Here is a 16,280-nt window from a genome sequence, read left to right on the forward strand (position 1 = left end):
GCTTGTCACGGAGGATAGGCTATGACCTTACAAAGACATACGTATTACGGCTTGATTCACCATGGAATTAAAACCTTATTAATGGACAGAATTGGCCACTTCACAGAGCGTGAATATCACGAGTATCTCGACCTAACGACAGGCAAATCGACGTGTTTTGCCATGAGTGAGCAAGAGCTCGAAAACACCTTAGACAGCTTAATGAGCGAGGGTTACCTTGAAGATATCAAGAAGCTAATACCTCGCTACCAAACCACATCAATGCGATAACGTTATCCAACTCGATGATGAAAAGATCCGACTAGATAAAGCATTTACATGGAATTAATTAGCACCCAATTGTCTCGGGCTATTTAGCATCGAGACAGTTTTCGTTAGACTGTCTGCAACTCAACTAACTGGACAGTCAGTGCCACATGAAGCAAATCCTTGATTTCATTCCTCTCATTATTTTCTTTGCGCTGTATAAGATGTATGACATCTACACGGCTACAGGTGCATTGATTGTTGCTTCCGCAGTACAAATCGTTTTGACATACGTCATCTACAAGAAAGTAGAGAAAATGCAGATCATCACATTTCTGATGGTTGCCGTATTTGGTGGCATGACCATTTTCTTGCACGATGACAACTTCATTAAATGGAAAGTAACCATCGTTTATGCATTGTTCGCTATCGGCCTGACCGTCAGTCACCTAATGGGCAAGTCAGCGATTAAAGGCATGCTGGGTAAAGAGATCACACTTCCTGAAGCGGTATGGAGCAAGATCAACTGGGCTTGGACTTTGTTCTTTACTCTATGTGCCATTCTCAACGTTTACGTTGCTTTCAGCCTACCCTTGGATGTTTGGGTAAACTTCAAAGTGTTTGGCTTACTGATCGCTACTTTTGCATTTACCTTGCTAACGGGTGTCTATATTTATAAGCATTTGCCAAAAGACCAGCATCTACAAAAAGATCAGCATTTGCCGAAAGAACAGCATCTACAAAAAGACCAGCAGAAAGAGTTAACGGATAAAAATACCGACGAGAAGTAACCCTAAGGGATGAGTCCTCATCCCCTTTTTGATACAATTATTATCAATATGCTATTTAACAGTGGCCAATGATACTCGTGATCATTGGCCACTGATTGTTTGTGTTCGGTGAATACGTTAAAAATACGACCACCGCGAGTCCCGCAAACACATCTATTTAAATTTAAAACAATCAATACCATTAAGAGTACAACAATGACTATTCAATCAACTTTGAACCCGATTGGTTCTTTACTTCTTCGCACTTTGGCGATGCCTTCTGATACCAATGCAGCAGGCCAGATTTTCGGTGGTTGGATAATGTCTCAGCTCGACCTTGCTGGCGGGATACTGGCGAAAGAGATCTCTAACGGCAAGATAGTCACGGTTTCAGTATCAGGTATCGAGTTCAAACAACCAGTTTCAGTGGGTGATGTGGTATGTGTTTATGGTGACTGCACCAAGATTGGTCGTAGCTCGATGAATATCGACCTAGAAGTATGGGTTAAGCCGGTACTTGATCACGGCATCGGCGATCGTTACAAGGTATGTGGCGCGACATTCAACTACGTTGCTGTAGACGAAAGCGGTAAACCCCGCCCAATTAATAAATAGTACTTTCGACGGCCCTATCGCACTGTAAGGTCTTTAGCCATTTCGATTAAAAATGCTAAAGACCTTCTCACTCTCCCGCACCATTTCACAATTTCTTATCATTAGCTCTTCCAATACCAATTAGTTCGCGTAAATTAGCAAGATAGCGAATTTAAACGCCCTCAATTTAGTGAAGTAAAATAAGGATATCTCAATATGTGGTACGTGATTTTTTCTCAAGACGTCGAAAATTCATTAGAAAAACGCCTAAGTGTTCGCCCACAACATCTAGAACGCCTACAAACACTTCACGATGAAGGCCGCCTTTTGACAGCAGGTCCAATGCCAGCGATTGATTCAGATAATCCTGGTGAAGCGGGCTTCACAGGTTCTACTGTGATTGCTGAATTTAATTCTTTAGACGATGCACAGGCATGGGCAGACGCAGACCCGTACATTGCTGCAGGTGTCTACCAAAATGTGATTGTTAAACCATTCAAGAAAGTATTTTAACGTGAAAAAATGGATTATCGGTTCACTGGCCGCTGTTCTGCTTGCAGGCTGCAGCTCATCAAGTGAACAAGACAAACAAAGACAGCTAGAAATGATGGCGCAGCATCGCGCTGGCGTTTTATCCGCAGGCTTGCCGATTGAGTATGGTCCGCTATCGGTCATGCGCGTGCTAGCAAAAAACACGGTTATCGAAATCATGATGATCTACAACCAAGATGCAAAAGGTGCTAAACCTTTAAACCAAGTTGTAGACATGAGTGTGAATAGCTACTGCACCAACTCTGAAGTAAGAGCAAACCTCGACATGGGCTTGGCTTACAACATCAAGATTCGCAACACTCGCGGACAACTGATCGTTGAGAAGCTGATCAGTAAAGATACGTGTCAAAGTAGCAGCTAGTTTCTAGCTCGAGATTCGAACAAGTATAAAAACAGAAGGCCTCGCAAATGCGAGGCCTTTGTTGTGGTTCATCGTGGATTAACGGATCAATCAAAATCTTAGATTGAATTATGCCTCAGCTGACTCCCACTCTTTACGCAGTGTCTTAGTCGCCGAAACTAAGTTAGTTAGTGCGGCTTCTGTTTCTGCCCAGTTACGGGTCTTCAATCCACAATCTGGGTTCGCCCACAAACGTTCTGCTGGGATTCTTTCTGCCGCTTTCTTAAGTAAATCCACAATCCACTCCTCTGAAGGAATGTTTGGCGAGTGAATGTCATAAACACCCGGTCCAATCGCATTCGGGTAGTTAAACTCTTCAAACGCTTTCAGTAGCTCCATGTTCGAGCGAGAAGTCTCAATGGTAATCACATCGGCATCTAGCGCGGCTACTGAATCAATGATCTCGTTGAACTCGCTGTAACACATATGGGTATGGATCTGAGTTTCTGGTTTAGCACTCGCCGCTGAGATCTTAAAGGCATCAACCGCCCACTCTAGGTATTCTGCGTGGTCCCGCTTTTTCAGTGGTAAACCTTCGCGAATAGCAGGCTCATCAATTTGAATAATGTTAATGCCTGCGTCTTGTAAATCAGACACTTCATCTCGCAGAGCAAACGCCAGTTGATTGGTGATTTCTTTGCGTGAGATGTCTTCACGTGGGAATGTCCAACATAGAATAGTGACGGGTCCTGTCAGCATGCCTTTCATCTGCTTCGAAGTCAGAGATTGTGCATAGGTCGACCATTCCACCGTCATCGGTTTCTCACGTTCTATATCCGCGACCACAATCGCTGGCTTCACGCAGCGAGAGCCATAGCTTTGTACCCAACCAAACTTGGTGGTTTGAAAGCCTGCTAGGTTTTCTGCAAAGTACTCCACCATATCATTACGTTCAGCTTCGCCATGAACAAGCACATCCAAATCCAGAGCTTCTTGACGCTTAATCGCATCCGCGATGTGACCTTTCAGTGCGGTGGTGTATTCCGCTTCGCTCAGTTTACCAGTACGGTAAGCACTGCGCTGAACTCGGATCTCTCCTGTTTGTGGGAACGAACCAATGGTTGTGGTTGGTAATAGCGGTAAGCCGAGAACTTCAGACTGATGTGCGGCGCGTTCTGCATATGGCGCACTTCGATCTGCTAGTGCTTTCGTGATGGTATTAAGGCGCTCTCGTACCTGAGGCTTGTTCACATGAGTCGCGCTCTTGCGTGCAACAATAGGTTGGCTGTAAGTCTCACACGCTAAAATGGCACTTTGATCGCCGTCTAACGCCGCACCCAATAAGCTCACCTCGGTCACTTTCTGTTTTGCAAAGGCAAACCAACTCTTCACTTCTTCGCTAAGCGTCTCTTCTAACTCAAGGTCAACCGGGCTATGCAGTAGTGAACATGAACTTGCGACCCATAGTTTATCGCCTAGCTTTTCTTTCACAGGTTGCAGTAACTCAAGCTGAGAAGCTAAGTCTGCTCGCCAAACATTGCGTCCATTGATTGCACCCGCAGAAAGTACCCAATCTTCCGGTAACTTATTCACCACTTCATCGAGTTGCTGCGGTGCGGCAGCCAAATCGATGTGTAAGCCGTTGACGGGCAATTCCACGATCTTGTCTAACGTGTCAGTCACCGAATCAAAGTACGTAGTGAGCAGTAGCTTTACGTCCCCTTGAATCACTTGATAAGCCAGTTTGAATGAATCAGCCCACTGCTTTTCAAGTTCCAGAGAAAGGATAGGTTCATCGATTTGAACCCACTCAACACCCAGCTTGGCTAGTTTAGCCAAAATCGCTTGATAGGCAGTAAGAAGGCGAGGCAACAGAGTTAAGCGGTCAAAGCCCTCTTCCACTTCTTTGCCTAGATATAAGTAAGACAGTGGGCCGAGAAGGACTGGCTTCACCTTATGCCCGGCTTTAATCGCTTCATTCACTTCATCGAACAGTTGTGGCCAGCTCACCTCAAACGAATCGTCTTTGCTGAACTCAGGAACAATGTAGTGGTAATTGGTATTGAACCACTTGGTCATGTCGGAAGCAGCCGAACTGTCTTTCGTGACATCATTAGACGTATGCGTACCACCGCAGCAAGTAGACTGAACTTGAGACTGACCGCGACCTACACGGAACAAGGTATCCAGATCTGGGAAGGCTTTTTCATCTTCTGCTCCACCAGCATGACGTTTTGGCACATGACCTAGAAGTAGAGTCGTTGTTAGAACATGGTCGTACCATGCGAAGTCACCCGCAGTTGCAAAGCTTAGATTCGCGTCAGCTTGTACATTCCAGTTACGATTTCTTAATTCGCTGCCGAGTTGCTTGAGCTCAGATTGATCGATTTCACCGCGCCAGTATTTCTCGAGCGTGAATTTAAGTTCGCGTTTTTCACCAATGCGTGGGTAGCCAAGAATATGCGTTGTTGTTGTCATGAGTCTGTTCCTTATTCGATAATTTTAATTTCCGGTCAGACTGCCTTTGATGATTTCACTTTCCCAAAAAGGCGTCTGGATGGCTAAACTATCGCCCTAATCCGATCTATGGACAACGTCCAAATATTCATCTTGTTTATTAATAATATTCATCTTGAATCATCCAAAGATGAACAGATTAAATCCATCCGGACATCTAGACGTTTACAAAAGACCAAAAACACCGTAGGGTGATTATTAAGAAATATTGAATTGGCTTAGGGAATATGAGGAATACTCATGATAGAGCTTAAACACCTTCGAACATTGACCACCTTGAGAGACAGCGGATCGTTAACAGCCACTGCGACCTCTCTTCACCTGACTCAGTCGGCGCTTTCTCATCAATTAAAAGACCTTGAAGCGCGTATTGGCGGTCAGCTTTTCCTACGAAAAACTAGGCCAGTGAAATTCACCTCTGAGGGTGAGATCTTGCTTAAGCTCGCGGATGAGATACAGCCAAAGATTGCTAAAGCAGAGAATGAGTTGGCGAGCCTGAAAGAGGATGTGAATGGCCGATTGCACATGGCGATCGAGTGTCACTCATGCTTCCAATGGCTAATGCCTGCTTTGAAGGAATACCAAGTTGCTTGGCCAAGCGTAACGCTCGATTTCTCGTCAGGGTTCGGGTTTGAGCCTCTACCGGCATTGATGGCTGGAGAACTCGATTTGGTGATCACCTCAGACATTCAGCCGCGTTCAGAGGTCCATTACGAACCGCTCTTTGATTTTGAAATGCGTTTGATCACCGCCATTAACTCACCTTTGGCAGAAAAGCCAAGCATCGATCCACAAGATCTTAGCGATATCACGATGCTCTCTTATCCGGTTCAAAAACAGCGTCTTGATGTTGTGAAGCACTTTTTGCAACCGGCAGGCGTAGAGCCGAAGAAATGGAAACAGGCAGATAACACATTAATGTTGGTACAAATGGTATCGGCTGGTTTAGGTGTTGCGGCATTGCCGAACTGGGCGATCAGCGAGTTTTCAAGACAAGGGTTAATTGCCAGTAAACCACTGGGCAAAGGACTTTCAAGACGACTGTTTGCGGCGGTAAGAAACTCTGAGAAAGACAAACGTTATCTGCAGGCTTTCTTTAGCACGGCAAGACAGCAGAGTAAGAGTCACCTAGATGGGATTGAGGTCGTTTAAGGGTATTGATTGTTAGGTGAAATGAGCCTGCGTTCAACGTTAGATGCAAGCTTAAAAAATAAGCGCCAGATACAAAAAAGTCACAGATAATCTGTGACTTTTTTTCAGTATCAATTCAGTATCAACTGGAGGACATACTTCTTTGAACACGAGCGATAGCACGCCAATTCGATGTTTATCTTGGATAAGACTTGAACTGATTAGTCAGTGGGTCGTATTGATAGCCAAGCATATCGAGCTTACCTACGACACTTTCTATATCCATTTCATACATGCTGACCAGCTCTTCAAAGCTATCACATTCCAAACGAAGCTTTTCGTTGACGATCCCGAGCAAGATAATGCTATCGAAACCTTTGACGTTGCTTAAATCCATCCTGAACTCCTAACGAACACACGATTAGAATTAAGTTTAGAACGCTTACTAGCCGCATGCTTAAAAACAGATCACACTTCTTTCGCTATAACGGATTTAATCAACTAAAAGTTTCGAGAGATCGACAGCCTCTTACAATGCCCAAACCGGAGTTAAGCCAATCACTGATGCTAATAACATCAGCAATGCTATCGTTAATTGCAGCTTCTCAGGTGTTTTGACAAACAGCAAATGCCAACACCAAACCACGATAGAAGAGATAAGCAAAGCAAAGCTAAACAACAAGGTTGAAATAACAGGTTCTAATTGCGCTTCAGACAGTGAATAAACGTTAATCACGGTCGCCAACACCACCAACATGCCTGTTAATACGCCCACAACAGGCAGCACACGGTGAAATGCTTGTAAGCGTGTTCTCGCAATCGTCAGCAGTAAATGACCAAACGCAGACCCCAACAGTGCCACTAGCAGTAAAGTAGTAATAATACCGACGGTGGTTGCTTGCTCCGTCGCTTGAATAGCAACGTATGACAGCGCCAAACCACATGCAAGGTACATCACCCAAATAGGACCAGAATCACGTGTCTTCTTAGTTTGAACTTGAGAATAGAAATAAAAGATCGCGAACACGACAAGAAACGCTTCAATTCTTAATGAAGCAACAGCAAGCCAAAGCACGCCAATCGCAGGTAACATCTTGTGAATACGGCCACGTTGACCAGGGCAAATATCACCCTTCACTAAGATTAAAGTTAAGATCAGTTGGGCTCCTAATAGCATGGGAGCAAATTGTACTAATAATGATTCGACCATTGTGGATCTACTTATTCAGACTTATTTTCGCGAATAATATCAAAAACTGCTGCGAACACTAATCAAAATCACAAATTAGCGACGTTATTCAAGGCTTCAACTATGCTGTTGTATGGTTCTTTTGTCAGCATTATCTGCAAAATGGCGAAAGACATCAGAACTAACAGGGGCATGTTCTACTGGCTAGTCTAGGCTCATGCCGCTATAATTCCCGCCTCAAAAATCAGAGGTTGAAATATGTACAGCGATATCACTCCTATTCACGAACACAAAAAATACTGGGCCGAGTGCTACGGAACAGCACCCTTTTTGCCTACCAGTAGAAAGGAGATGGATGCTCTTGGATGGGATAGCTGTGACATTATTATTGTAACTGGTGATGCTTATGTCGATCACCCGAGCTTTGGTATGGCTATCATTGGCCGTTTACTTGAAGCTCAAGGTTTCCGCGTGGGCATCATTGCTCAACCAAAGTGGGACAGTAAAGATGCCTTCATGGAACTGGGTAGACCTAACCTATTCTTCGGCATCACTGCGGGTAACATGGATTCCATGATCAACCGCTACACCTCTGATCGCAAACTTCGTCACGACGATGCCTACACACCAAACAATGAAGGTGGTAAGCGTCCTGACCGTGCAACTCTGATTTATTCTCAACGTTGTCGTGAAGCTTACAAAGGCACACCAATCGTTCTTGGTGGTATTGAAGCGAGCTTACGTCGCGTTGCGCACTACGACTACTGGTCTGATAAAGTTCGTCGCTCTGTATTGTTTGATGCAAAAGCAGACATTCTTCTTTTCGGTAACGCTGAGCGTGCACTGGTTGAAGTCGCACACCGAATTGCCGACGGCGAAGATATGTCAACGCTGACAAATATTCGCGGTACTGCTATCAACTTGCCTGCAGCGCCTGAAGGTTACAAAATTATTGATTCTTCTCGTATCGAAAAACCGAACAAAGCCTACGTTCCGGTTAACCCGTACGAAGTAGAAACGCAGTGTGATACCAAGAAAGATGAAAAAGAAGAAGTAAAGGCGCAGCCAATTACTATTCGTCCTTCTCGTCACGATGCAAAAACAACCGCGGTTCGTATCCCTGGTTTCGAAAAGCTCAATAACGACCGTATTCTTTACGCTCACGCTAGCCGTATTCTACATCTAGAGACCAACCCGTATTCAGGTCGCGCTCTTATTCAACGTCACGGTGACCGCGAACTATGGGTAAACCAAGCGCCAATTCCTCTTGCAACTGAAGAGATGGATTACGTGTTTGGCCTTGCTTACAAGCGTGTTCCTCACCCTATGTATGGCAAAGCGAAAATTCCTGCATACGACATGATCAAAACCTCGGTTAACATCATGCGTGGTTGTTTTGGTGGTTGTTCTTTCTGTTCAATCACAGAGCACGAAGGTCGTATCATCCAGAACCGTTCGAAAGAATCGATCTTGGATGAAATCGAAGACATTAAAGATAAAGTACCTGGCTTTACCGGTACCATATCTGACTTGGGTGGCCCAACGGCGAACATGTATCGTCTAGGTTGTTCTGATCCTAAAGCTGAAATTAACTGTCGTCGCCCATCATGTGTGTTCCCTAAAATCTGTGAAAAACTGAACACAGACCACCAGCACACCATTGATCTTTACCGCTCAGCGAGAAAGGTTCCGGGCATCAAGAAAGTAATGATCGCATCAGGCGTTCGTTATGACCTTGCGATTGAGTCTCCAGAATACGTACGTGAGCTTGTGACTCACCACGTTGGTGGTTACTTGAAGATTGCTCCAGAGCACACTGAAAAAGGCCCTCTGGATCTGATGATGAAACCGGGCATGGGCACTTACGATCGTTTCAAAGAGATGTTCGAGAAGTACAGCGCTGAAGCGGGCAAGAAACAGTATCTAATTCCTTACTTCATCTCTGCTCACCCGGGCACGGAAGATGAAGACATGCTTAACCTTGCGTTGTGGCTGAAAAAGCACAACTACGAGTGTGACCAAGTACAGAACTTCTACCCATCGCCAATGTGTAATGCGACGTCGATGTACTACTCAGAGACCAACCCTCTGAAACGCGTGAAATACAAAAAACGTGAAGATGTTCCTGTACCGAAAGGTGATCGTCAACGTCGTCTGCATAAAGCACTGCTTCGTTACCACGATCCTGAGAACTGGAAGATCATCCGTGAAGCACTGATCAGCATGGGCAAAAAGCACCTAATTGGTGACAAAGCGAACTGCTTAGTGCCAGAAGAAGATTTTGAGGCTCAAACACCAGCACAGCGTCGTAAGTCTGGTCGTCACGGCTCGCAACGTTTTGCAACTAAGCACAGTAAAGCTCAACCGGGTCTTGGCGGCGAAAGCCCACGTAACCATTCTAAGCCTGGTGGCAATAAGCCTAAACCGGGTGGTAAGAAGCCAACAGGTAGCCAAAGCAACGGCAATCAGGGCAACGGGAAGCAGAACGGTAATGGTAATAAACCAGCGACTGGCTTCATCAAAAAAGCCCCTGCTAGTCAGCAATCGCAAGGCAATGGCGGCGGAAATGGCAAGCCAAACCGCAACAAAGCGGGCAATGGTCAAGGTGGTAAACCAGCAAGTAACGGAAAGAATCGCCAGCGCGCAACACAGCGTTAATATCGCGAGCCGATTTACTTCACTATCGTAAAAATACAAAGCGCAGCTATTTAGCTGCGCTTTTTTGTGTCTGTTACCAATATTTTTAATTGGCTAATTGATTACAAGAGAGCTTAACGGGTGAAGACCCAATAATGACTAAACAAATAGTTAGTGACCATGCCCACCAAGATACCAACGGCCATTGCGATAAATACAGCCCCAGTAAATGCAGGAAGCAATTCCGTCATCAGCTTAAAGCACAGCAAATTAGGTATCGCCGATATCGATGCGGAAAACATGAACTTTTGCCACTGAATCAACTTCTCTGACCAACTACCCTGCCCTTTGAAGTCAAAAGTTAGCACTCGATTACCAAACCACGTTGTCGTGGCGGCTGCAATGAAAGATCCTATCCGTGCACTCATCAAAGGCAGCCCAACGGCATAATGCAGTAACGCAAACACTAAGCAATCAACAACAAACCCTCCAACCCCAACCACAGCAAATCGAACCACCTTGTGGTGGGACTGTAACCTCTGACTGTGCGTTTGAAGCTTGTTGTTGAACATTCGTAACCCCGAGTTAACGCTGAACATCGCTGCCACTTTGAATATGACTCAACGATAGATTTGGCTTGATGCTTGAGCTATGACAGCTGAATAAAGCACGCTTTATTTTCACCGTCGGCTCTAGAATGCACGTCAATGCGTTCTCTTTAATCTTGGTTTCCACTTCCGCTCTTTTACCAATCAGATAGAACTTGTCGATACCATCTAACTGTTCAACATCAAGTAGCTTTTTCGCTTGCCCATGACTATAAAACTGCCCTGAGAATGGTCGTTTACCCACGTAAAAGCTTGGCGCAGAATCCGTAATCTGTTCGAAGATAATACGGTCACTTTTCTCGTTCGCCTTGCCGAGATTCAGGTAGACCATCGCAATCATTAGCAACACAGGTAGAACCAAAGCCACGCTCGAAAACCACTTCTTATCTTTTTCCACTACGAGTATAGCAATCAACAAGCCAAGAGCCGGAATACCTGGCAGGACGTAAGCTGGGAGAATATTGCCCGCCATAGTGAAAAGAATTAGAGGTGAAATCAACCAACAGACAAGAAATGAAAACAAGCCGCGATTTTCAGTATTAATTTCTGCAATTTTCTTACGTCGAGCAAATGCCAATATAGGTAATACAATCGACCACGGCGCAGCCGCTTGAAGCCAAAACAGCCAGATCATGCCTCTTGCTTGATCATGGGCAGAACCGTATAAATCGCCCTCCCAGCCACTCACAACAAAGCGCTTAAAGTGCTCGCCAACAATAAAGTAATCAATAAAGCCCGGTGTTGCCATTTCAGCCATGATGTACCAAGGCAAAGCAATCGCTAGCATCACACCCAAGCCAGACAACAATGGAAAGCGTTGCCAAAGCACTTTGAAAGCGCCAAAGAAGCCATGTTGTAATACTAACCAAGGGAAAACTGCGATACCCATGATCACAATCGCTACTGGCCCTTTTGCAAGCAAGCCTAGTGCTAAGCCAATGAAACCAACATAACCCCAAGATCGATTAGTCTTCGCACTGCCTTCACCTTTCCAACCCTCTCCTCCTAGCCAACACAAGTAGAAGCCTAACATGGCAATGGTCATCGCTAAGGTTAATGCTATGTCTGTCATCACAGCGCCCGCGGCAATAGAGAAAATACCGCATGTCGCCAACACTACCGCGGCAACCAACGCACTTTGCCCAGTTCGCTTCGCCATGTAAGCGGTTAACAAAATTGTCGCTACTCCCGCTAACCAGTGAGGTGCACGAACAGCAAACTCACTCAAACCAAACAGCTCAATACCAGCAGCACTCATCCATGTGAACAACGGTGGCTTGCCCCAAAAAGGAATGCCGTAATCAAACTGAGGTGTTAACCAATTGCCGGTTTCCACCATCAAGCGAGCCATTTCTCCATAGCGCGCCTCCGTAGTATCCATTAACGGATAAGTCGCCAAAGATAGGAGTCTTAGAACCAGTGCAAAAGCCAACAAATACCATAGGTGCGTTCTGTTCAGGCTCATGCTGACTCCTCTAATTTGAAATGTGTTTTTAATGCAGGTGTATCGACCACCGACTGAATCAGATACAGAGGGCGATTCTTGGTTTCGATAAAAATACGACCTATGTACTCACCCATTAAACCAATACTCAGGAGTTGAATACCGCCAAGGGCAAGTTGCACGACCATCATTGACGGGTAGCCCATGATAGGCTCACCAAACGTAATGGTTTTGAATACGATGAAGACGCCATACACAAAAGCAGTAAGCGCCACTAAACCACCAACGGCCGTCGCAATACGCAGAGGTCGGATAGAGAACGAGGTAATCCCATCCATCGCCAAACCGATTAATTTGAGGTAGTTCCACTTGGTCTCACCACAGAAGCGAGCATCACGCTTAAATTGGAGCGTCGCTTGTCGGAAACCCGGCCAAGAAAAAATGCCTTTCATGTAGCGGTTACGTTCTGGAAGCTGATTGATATGGTCGACAACTTCTCGGCTTAACAGTCGGAAATCACCCACATTCTCAGGAACATCAATCTTCGCCGCCACGTTCATTACTTTGTAAAAGCTCGCTGCTGAAAACTTCTTAAACCATGTTTCACCGTCGCGCTGGCTACGCTGCATATTGACTACGTCATAACCTTCGCGCCACTTGGCAATCATTTGCGGAATCAACTCAGGTGGATCTTGTAAGTCAGCGTCTAGCAAAATCACCGCTTGTCCACGACAGTGCTCAAGGCCTGCGCTCATCGCTGATTCTTTGCCAAAATTACGGCTTAAACCGATAACAGAAATTGAGCTATTGATTGAAGTGAATGAACTCACCAACTCCAAACTGCTGTCTTTGCTACCATCATCGACATAAACGATTTCACTCTTGATGGGTAAGCTATCAAGCACCTTGGTAAGGCGAGAGTGGAACTCTTCCAACACCTCTTGTTCATCGTAAAAAGGCACAATGATAGACAGAGAAACCGCAGGGTTGATCTGCGATGTAGATATCTTGGGGCGGCTTATATGAAGTTCAGACATAATACGTTCTTCTATTTTTTAATCTGAATCCAATCTACCCTCCCATAAGTGAAAGTTATGTTATTGACATATTTTTCACGCTCACTCAGGATAATGTTACCGTCTATTTCTGTATGAGAATCAAAATGAAACGAGTTCTATTAGTCGAAGATAACCGTGAAATCGCAGGTGTCTTGTTTGATTATTTTGAGTGTATTGGCATGGAACTCGATTATGCGGACAACGGCGAACTCGGCTTACAACTCGCGTTGGAAAACTCATTTGATATCATCATATTGGATCTGATGTTGCCAAGAATGGACGGCCTCACGGTTTGTAATAAACTGCGAGACCAAGGCAACGCGACACCTATTTTGATGTTGACTGCGTTAGATAGCCGCGATGATATGTTAAAAGGGTTTGAGCATGGTGCCGATGACTATCTAACCAAACCTTTTGATTTGGATATTTTGGAAGCCAGAATGAAAGCGCTTGTTCGTCGTTACCGAGGAAAAGTGGCTTCTTCTAAGCTTCAGTTTGATGAACTCACCATTGATCAAAAAACCCGTAAAGCCTACCGTAAAGACAAACTGCTCGCGCTTAACCCAACGACTTACACCATCCTTGAGATGCTGTGCCAAAAAGCACCTGAAGTAGTGACTCGTGAAGATATTTCCTACAAGCTATGGCAAGAAGACGAACCCAACAACGATGTGTTACGTAGCCATATCTATCAACTGCGTAATCAACTCGACAAGCCTTTTGACACCCCAATGTTGATTACCGTTCCTAAAGTTGGATTCCGTCTGGAGCCATCGAATTGATTTCAAATGTTCTGACAAGCACCAAAACCCTCACAGGCCGCCTAGCGCTTTTCTTTGGGTTGATGGCCGTGATTGTATCTGCATTCGTCTATGTCGTTTTTGTTGCCGGGTTGTATATGTCAGAAGACCGGGTTGGAGAAAGACGCATCCTGATTGACCGAAACTATGCTGTCGAACTCTTTCAAGCTGGCGAGAGCGGCGCAATACGTATTGACGGTCTCACCATGGCGTACAATGACCTCTCATTTGTACCAAAAGAGTACACACCTTACATAGAAGGTAAGGATAACTTCCTTGGTGAAGTCGGCGACGAGCCGGAATCGCGAATGATCTATGTGGGAGAATACTCTCATGAAGGTAAAACTTACCCGATCATCCTTATGTCTGAGATAGATCGCGTCGAATTTGATACCTATGAATTGGTATACGCCATCTCGTTCGTGTTGGTGCTGTTATCCATTTTGATATTTAGCTTTGGTACCTTACTCTCTCGTCTTTCCAAACGACTGATTGAGCCTTTCAATTCCCTATCTGAGCAACTCAACTCGAACAAACTCGACCTAGGGGAAGAGTTTGATGTCAGTGAAGGTGCAGCTGTTGAGTTTCGTCAGTTAACAGACCAACTCAATCAATACCGTAGAGAAATCAATTCCTTGATCAAACGTGAACAAGCGTTTGCTCGTTATTCAAGTCATGAGTTAAGAACCCCACTAACGGTCGCTCGTGGTGCGAATAAATTGCTATTAAGAAGCGAAACAACGGAATTTCAATCTCGTCAGGTTGAGCGCATTGATGAAGCTATTATCCAGATGTCAGAAATGGTCGATGCCCTACTCGGTTTAGTTCGTTATGAAAGAAACAGTGACGATGCACCGCTGCGCTTGTTTAGTCAGCAAGAGTTAGAAGCTATCGTTTCCAAGAATTCATTACAGGCGGATGAAAAGCTAGTCGAGATATCCCTACACATTCAATCAGAGCCGACTATTCAAGCCACCAGCGCGATCATGAATATGTTGGTCGGCAATTTATTGAGGAATGCCATTGCAGCGACCAATAGTGGCACTGTCACGGTTACCCTGTCCGAACAGAGTATTGTGATTGAAGACCAAGGTGAAGGCCTTCAGGAACAATACAATCCGAATGGTCATGGATTAGGTTTATTGATTGTCGACGACTTGTGCCAACGCTTCCATTGGGGTTTTGAGTTGGTCAATCGCAACTCTGGAGGGTGCATTGCCAGAATCGCCTTTCAGACAGATTCAACCTCATCTAAACAAACATCTACAAAAACATAAACATCAACTAGATCAGCACAAAATAAACTCGTAGTACTGTACTCAATATCCTACGAAAACTTGATTTAGTTGGTTTACAGCACTTGCAGGCTACTAGATACTTGTTAGTCCTATTTGAACTAAAAATGCTGGCTTCTTAGTCAGCGTTTTGTCTAAGTGCGATGAAACTAAATAATAGCCCTGTAACTCAACATCAATACAACGACCGCACCTTTTTCTTGAAGCGTGACGATCAACTCCACTCTCACTTTTGCGGCAATAAAGCGCGAAAGTTCATGAAGCTACTGGAAGACGATCACCCAAACATCACCACTCTAATAAGCTACGGTTCCGCTCAAGCTAACTCATTGTTCTCGCTAGCCGCACTTGCAAAAATTAAAGGCTGGACGCTTGAGTTTTACGTTGACCACCTTCCTCAATGGCTACAAGAACGTCCAATCGGCAATTACCGTGGCGCTGTAGACTTGGGCGCTAAGGTTATTTCAGTCAAAATGACGGGCTCTGAGCTTCATCCGCAGGAGTATATTGAGCAAATAAGACAGCCAGATTCTCAGTGCATTGTATTGCCTGAAGGTGGACGCTCTCAGCTTTCTGAATACGGCGTGAAGCAACTGGCAATGGAAATACTCAGCTGGACGCGTTTCGAAAACAAACACGATTTCGTGGTGGCACTACCAGCAGGCACCGGCAGTACAGCTCTATATCTACATAAGCATTTAAAAATGCACAACATCCCGGTGTTAACCTGTGCGTGTGTTGGCGGTAATGACTATTTAACGCAGCAATTCAATGAACTTGGCGAATCCGATCACCCACAGATTTTACCGCTCAAAACCAAACACCATTTCGGTAAGCTGTATCAGCAGGATTATCAAACCTGGTTGGATCTACAAGAGCAAACCGACATTGAATTTGACCTGCTCTATGACCCTTTGATGTGGCAATGCTTGGAACAATGGCAACAAGACAACCCAACCAAAACCGTCATCTATATCCATCAAGGTGGCATCTTAGGTAATGAATCGATGTTGCCACGCTATCAGCGTAAGTATCCGGAGATGAGCATTAGCAAAACCAACGCATCTTGGTAGTTGTTTTCCTTTATTCCCCAGTTTAG

General features: G+C 45.0%; 16 protein-coding genes. 10 read left to right on the plus strand and 6 right to left on the minus strand.

From position 1 onward, the window contains the following. Nucleotides 1-21 precede the first annotated feature (21 nt). The 5 genes from NX845_RS10285 (at nucleotide 22) to NX845_RS10305 (ending at nucleotide 2,523) form a co-directional block, all read left to right on the plus strand. Entirely contained in the window at nucleotides 22-270 is a 249-nt protein-coding gene (locus NX845_RS10285; RefSeq protein ID WP_260256803.1) for a hypothetical protein, read from the plus strand. Nucleotides 271-416: 146 nt separating this feature from the next. After that, the gene (locus NX845_RS10290) at nucleotides 417-1,037 is read left to right on the plus strand and encodes a septation protein A (protein WP_017094464.1); all 621 of its coding nucleotides are present in this window, start codon (nucleotides 417-419) and stop codon (nucleotides 1,035-1,037) included. A 195-nt stretch (nucleotides 1,038-1,232) separates the two neighbouring features. Beyond that, nucleotides 1,233-1,631, plus strand: coding sequence for an acyl-CoA thioester hydrolase YciA (yciA, locus tag NX845_RS10295; RefSeq protein WP_004736513.1), 399 nt, complete (start codon nucleotides 1,233-1,235; stop codon nucleotides 1,629-1,631). A gap of 195 nt (nucleotides 1,632-1,826) precedes the next feature. Next, entirely contained in the window at nucleotides 1,827-2,123 is a 297-nt protein-coding gene (locus tag NX845_RS10300) for a YciI family protein (protein ID WP_004736512.1), read from the plus strand. 1 nt (nucleotide 2,124) lies between these two features. Then, nucleotides 2,125-2,523 (plus strand): GspS/AspS pilotin family protein, encoded by a 399-nt coding sequence (locus tag NX845_RS10305; RefSeq protein ID WP_004736511.1) that lies wholly within the window; start codon nucleotides 2,125-2,127, stop codon nucleotides 2,521-2,523. A 108-nt stretch (nucleotides 2,524-2,631) separates the two neighbouring features. Here NX845_RS10305 and metE read toward each other — a convergent pair whose 3' ends face one another. Then, the gene (gene metE, locus NX845_RS10310; RefSeq protein WP_102538182.1) at nucleotides 2,632-4,980 is read right to left on the minus strand and encodes a 5-methyltetrahydropteroyltriglutamate--homocysteine S-methyltransferase; all 2,349 of its coding nucleotides are present in this window, start codon (nucleotides 4,978-4,980) and stop codon (nucleotides 2,632-2,634) included. Between the two features lie 279 nt (nucleotides 4,981-5,259). On the opposite strand from metE, the gene NX845_RS10315 reads away from it, so the two are divergent. After that, on the plus strand, nucleotides 5,260-6,171 hold the full coding sequence (locus NX845_RS10315; RefSeq protein ID WP_102538183.1) for a LysR substrate-binding domain-containing protein: 912 nt from the start codon (nucleotides 5,260-5,262) through the stop codon (nucleotides 6,169-6,171). Nucleotides 6,172-6,346: 175 nt separating this feature from the next. On the opposite strand, the gene NX845_RS10320 is transcribed toward NX845_RS10315, so the two are convergent. Continuing rightward, nucleotides 6,347-6,547 (minus strand): DUF4250 domain-containing protein, encoded by a 201-nt coding sequence (locus NX845_RS10320; RefSeq protein ID WP_017076390.1) that lies wholly within the window; start codon nucleotides 6,545-6,547, stop codon nucleotides 6,347-6,349. Between the two features lie 132 nt (nucleotides 6,548-6,679). After that, nucleotides 6,680-7,360 carry a hypothetical protein gene (locus NX845_RS10325; protein WP_108189369.1) on the minus strand — a complete coding sequence of 227 codons (681 nt, stop codon included), beginning with the start codon at nucleotides 7,358-7,360 and terminating at the stop codon, nucleotides 6,680-6,682. 330 nt (nucleotides 7,361-7,690) lie between these two features. Between NX845_RS10325 and NX845_RS10330 the strand changes: the two genes are divergently transcribed. Then, on the plus strand, nucleotides 7,691-9,997 hold the full coding sequence (locus NX845_RS10330) for a YgiQ family radical SAM protein (RefSeq protein ID WP_004736506.1): 2,307 nt from the start codon (nucleotides 7,691-7,693) through the stop codon (nucleotides 9,995-9,997). A gap of 113 nt (nucleotides 9,998-10,110) precedes the next feature. On the opposite strand, the gene NX845_RS10335 is transcribed toward NX845_RS10330, so the two are convergent. Genes NX845_RS10335 through NX845_RS10345 form a run of 3 tightly spaced genes read right to left on the minus strand, consistent with a single transcriptional unit; the run spans nucleotide 10,111 to nucleotide 13,065 of the window. Further along, the gene (locus tag NX845_RS10335; RefSeq protein ID WP_102567601.1) at nucleotides 10,111-10,575 is read right to left on the minus strand and encodes a GtrA family protein; all 465 of its coding nucleotides are present in this window, start codon (nucleotides 10,573-10,575) and stop codon (nucleotides 10,111-10,113) included. Then, nucleotides 10,562-12,049, minus strand: coding sequence for a glycosyltransferase family 39 protein (locus tag NX845_RS10340; RefSeq protein WP_102456084.1), 1,488 nt, complete (start codon nucleotides 12,047-12,049; stop codon nucleotides 10,562-10,564). Before NX845_RS10340 ends, NX845_RS10335 begins: the two co-directional genes overlap by 14 nt. After that, entirely contained in the window at nucleotides 12,046-13,065 is a 1,020-nt protein-coding gene (locus NX845_RS10345; RefSeq protein WP_065681554.1) for a glycosyltransferase family 2 protein, read from the minus strand. Before NX845_RS10345 ends, NX845_RS10340 begins: the two co-directional genes overlap by 4 nt. A gap of 125 nt (nucleotides 13,066-13,190) precedes the next feature. Here NX845_RS10345 and NX845_RS10350 point away from each other — a divergent pair, with 125 nt between their 5' ends. The 3 genes from NX845_RS10350 (at nucleotide 13,191) to NX845_RS10360 (ending at nucleotide 16,254) form a co-directional block, all read left to right on the plus strand. Continuing rightward, a complete protein-coding gene (locus NX845_RS10350) occupies nucleotides 13,191-13,868 on the plus strand; it encodes a response regulator transcription factor (RefSeq protein WP_029224595.1) in 678 nt (225 codons plus the stop codon). Continuing rightward, nucleotides 13,865-15,163, plus strand: coding sequence for a HAMP domain-containing sensor histidine kinase (locus NX845_RS10355; RefSeq protein ID WP_065681555.1), 1,299 nt, complete (start codon nucleotides 13,865-13,867; stop codon nucleotides 15,161-15,163). The genes NX845_RS10350 and NX845_RS10355 overlap by 4 nt, the downstream gene beginning before the upstream one ends. 161 nt (nucleotides 15,164-15,324) lie before the next feature. Further along, the gene (locus tag NX845_RS10360) at nucleotides 15,325-16,254 is read left to right on the plus strand and encodes a 1-aminocyclopropane-1-carboxylate deaminase/D-cysteine desulfhydrase (protein WP_065681556.1); all 930 of its coding nucleotides are present in this window, start codon (nucleotides 15,325-15,327) and stop codon (nucleotides 16,252-16,254) included. Nucleotides 16,255-16,280 lie beyond the last annotated feature (26 nt).

It is taken from the genome of Vibrio sp. NC2 (assembly GCF_025195005.1).
Classification (GTDB): domain Bacteria; phylum Pseudomonadota; class Gammaproteobacteria; order Enterobacterales; family Vibrionaceae; genus Vibrio; species Vibrio splendidus.